The organism is Mesorhizobium sp. M4B.F.Ca.ET.017.02.2.1 (assembly GCF_003998955.1).
In the GTDB taxonomy this organism is placed as follows: Bacteria; Pseudomonadota; Alphaproteobacteria; order Rhizobiales; family Rhizobiaceae; genus Mesorhizobium; species Mesorhizobium abyssinicae.
In genome coordinates this window covers 1-3629 of sequence record NZ_RZOF01000478.1, presented here as the reverse complement: position 1 = coordinate 3629, position 3629 = coordinate 1, and the positions used below count along the sequence as shown (strand labels likewise).

General features: G+C 66.4%; 2 protein-coding genes. Both read right to left on the bottom strand.

The features are described from left to right. Nucleotides 1–397: histidine phosphatase family protein (locus EN738_RS32310; protein ID WP_127287115.1), on the bottom strand; the 397-nt coding region annotated here is incomplete at its 3' end. Nucleotides 398–481: 84 nt separating this feature from the next. Next, entirely contained in the window at nt 482–3493 is a 3012-nt protein-coding gene (locus EN738_RS32305) for a caspase family protein (RefSeq protein WP_127287114.1), read from the bottom strand. Between the last annotated feature and the right edge of the window lie 136 nt (nt 3494–3629).

Sequence of the window (3629 nt, the reverse complement as noted above, 5' to 3'; positions counted from 1 at the left end):
TCTCCTGGAGCGTCGCCTCAAGCTGTGCGGCCTTCTCGGCGGGATCGGTCTTCAGGAGGTCGAGCGGCGCGAAAGGCTCGGGCTCGGCCTCGAAGGCGATGCGGGCGGTGTCGAGGCAGCGGCAGTAGCGGCTGGAGAGCACGCGCTCGATGGGTGCTGCGCGGGCGGCGAACAGGGCGCCGATCCGGCTCGCCTGCTGCTGGCCGCGCGCCGACAAATTGAGCTGGGTCGGGCATTTGGCGATGTCGAAATTGGCCGGATCGGCAGCGCCGGTGACCATGGCATGGCGCAAAAGCACGATATGGCCGCCGTCGCGCAGCAGCGCCCAGCCGGCATCCGTCGCATGCGCCGTGGCAGAAGCGAGGAGCAGCATCAGCGCCAGGAGAAATCGAACCATCAGCCATCCTTCTTGCATCCACCGGCAGCGACGGCGGTGAGCGCCATATAGGGACCGCAAAGCCGGCTGAAAGACAAGCTCGGGCTATTTCTTCGCCAGTTGCTGCTTCACCAGCTCGATCTTCTTGTCGGTGAGCGGGATCGGGATGGTGTAGCCGGCTTCGACAAAACCCTCCTTGGCATTTTCGAAGAACTCGATCGCTTTCAAATAATCGGCGTCGCCTCCGCCCTGGCTGGCGCGGTTCCAATAGACATCGCCGAGGTTGTTCTGCGCGAAGGCCCACTGCAGCGGCTGGCTGTCGCGGGTGAACACTTTGAGCGTCGCCTGGAAGGCCGCTTCGGCCTCGTCCAGATATTTGCCGCTGCGTTCGAGCGTGCCGAGATTAAGCAGGCTCATGCCGATGCCGTTCTGGGCGTTCGCCCAATCGACGGGTGCCGCTTCCAAGGTCAGCACCTCGAGCGCGGCCCGGCGCGCGGCGACCGACTCGGCCAGGGACGTGGTATCGCCTTCGGCCATGCTCAGCCAATGCAGCGCCGAGCCGAGGCCGGCCTGGGCCAGCGCCCATTGCCGCGGCGTCGTCTCGCGCTTGTATTCTCGCAACGCGTCCCGATAGGCCGTCACCGCATCCTTGTAGTGTTCCGGCTTGTCGGACAGGCCGCCGAGCAATTGCAGCGTGTTGCCGAGATTGTAGGCGGTCATCGCCCAGTCGAGCGGAAAGGCGCGCCTGGTGTAGATGCGCCGCGCCGCCCGGAAGGCGGCAACCGACTGCTCCAGTCTCGCCGGATCGCGGGCGCGCTGGCCGAGCGTCTGGTAGACCGAGCCGAGATTGTTCTGGGTGGAAGCCCAGTCCATCGGGAAACGCTTGCGGGTGAAGACAGTCAGCGCATCGCCATAGGCCGTCGCCGCTTCTTCGAGCTCGCCGGTGCCGAGATCGAAGCGGGCGGCGCTGCTCAGCGCGTTGCCGAGATTGAGCCGGCTGGTCGCCCAGGAAACCGGGAAGGTCTCGCGCGTGCGGATCTCGAGCGCGGCGCGGAAGGCCGCGGCCGCCTCGGTGATCTTCGCCTGATCGTTGAGCTGCGTGCCCAGCGACACCAGCGTGTTGCCGAGATTGTTCTCAACCATTGCCCACTGCACCGGCGCCTTCTCGCGCGTGTACTCCTGCAGCGCCAGCCGATAGGCGGCCTCGGCGTCAACAAGGCGCTCGCCGCCGGGCTCGCGTTCCGAGAGCGCGTAAAGCGCCAGGCCGAGATTGTTCTGCGAGGCGGCCCAGTCGAGCGGAACCTTGTCGCGCGGCCGCTTTTCCAGCGTCGCGCGCATGGCGGCAACCGCCTCGTTCACGCGCTTGGGGTCGCTCTCCCGTTCGCCGATCTTCAACAGGACATTGGCGAGATTGTTCTGGGCTGCGGCCCAGTTGAGGTCGTCCTTCTCGCGCTCGAAGACGACCAGCGAGTCCCGGAAGATCCGTGCCGCTTCATCGAGCCTGGCCGTGTCGGTTTCGCGCTCGCCAATGGTCTGCAGCACCACCGCCATGTTGTTGCGGGTGATCGCCCAGTCGCGGTTCTGTTGGCCATTGGGAATAAAGCCGAGGATGACCTGATAGGCATCGATCGCCTGCTCGAGCGCCTTCCTGTCGCCGGTGGCATCGCCATGCGCGTTCAGCGCCTCGGCCTCCTGGTTCTTGTAATTCCAGCGCAGCTTGTCGTCCCACTTCTCGACCAGCGAGAACGCCTTGCCGTAGTCACTGGCGGCGGCGCTGTAGTCGAAGACCAGCGCCGAGGCATCGGCTCGCCTGGCATAGATGGCGGCATCGGCAAGGCGCTTCTGCCGGACCAGTTCCTCCGCCTGGTCGACGGCGCCGCGGGTCTGCTCGACCCGGCTCACCGCTTCGTCGAGGAACTTGTGCGCGGTGACTATCGCGCCCTGGCCGATCGCCTTGTCGGCCGAGGCTACGAGGCGCTTGATCTCGGGGTCGTCGGTGCTGAGCGCGTCGCGCTCTGACAGCATCTTCTTCAGCCGCTCGGCCTGGGCATCGAGGAGCTTTTCCAGGTCCGTTGGGTCCTCGGGTATCTTCTCCGTGCCCAGTGCCCTGAGCACGCCATAGAGCGCGTCGAGCGGCACGCCGTCCTGCTGCGAAGCCAGTTCCACTTGCGAGCGCTTCGGATCGGGCAGGTCGGCGATGGTCAAAAGCAGCTGCCGCCGCTCGCCGGTGATCAGCCCGTCATCGCCGGCCGGCTCCGGCGGCGCGACGCCGAAATAGAGCAGCCGGCGCAGGCTTTCGTTGACCCATGGCCGTTGCCTGGCCTTGGTGTCGAGATAGACCTCCTCGGTCACCATGCGCATGACCGAGCCGAATTCGGTGCCCTTCATCGCGGCGAGGTGGCGCAGAAGCGCCGCCGCATAGGGACTGTTCTCGCCGGCGGCGCCATCGAGCGCCGGGCGTCCGGGCTCGGCGGCGAAGCCGACCACGGTTCCGAGGTTTTCCGTCGCCGGCGCGCTGCCGAGCGCCTTGGCGCCGCGCACCGGTTCCAGTCCGCCGGCGCCGATCGGCGAGGCCGAGGCGGTCGGCGCGCGGCGCAACTCCGCGTCAGGCGGAAACGGATTGGTGCGGCAGGCATCGAGCAGCATGATCGTCACCGGCACCGTCTTCTTCAGCTCCTCCATGACGGCGGAGATCGGCACCAGGGCGTTGTCGGCATCCTTCAGCGAGGACATATCGGCATCGACCGGGACCAGGTAGTTCTCGCCGCCGGCCTCGATGCCGTGGCCGGAATAATAGATGAAGGCGACATCGGCGCCCTCGGCGTCCTCGACGAAGCGCTCGAGGTCGCGCTTCAGTTTCGCGGCATCGCGATCGGTGGCGCTGCGGGCATCGAAGCCGAGATCGGTCAGCATCTTGGCCATGTCGCGGGCGTCGTTGGCCGGGTTTGGCAGGGTGGCGATGTGCTCGTAGGCCGATTGGCCGACGATGAGAGCGACGCCCTTGAGGTTCTCCGCGCCGTTGGCCAGCGTCGCGACGAGACAGAGCAAGCCGGTGACGAAAACCGTCAGCCACGCCCTTGCCGAAAGGTGATGGTTCGGGGTTTTGAGCAAACCCATTCGCCGCGTATCCCCCTGACGATCCCAAGCCTCTATAACGCTGCCAGCCGACCTTGATCAATTCGGGCGGGGGCAGGAAGCGGGGTGGGCCTTCCTCGGCCGGCGCGATTGCGTTGCAAACGGGGCTCGCCTATCA

Excerpts from the sequence above, each read along its gene's own strand:
- EN738_RS32305 (WP_127287114.1), bottom strand. The coding sequence starts at position 3,493 with ATGGGTTTGCTCAAAACCCCGAACCATCACCTTTCGGCAAGGGCGTGG.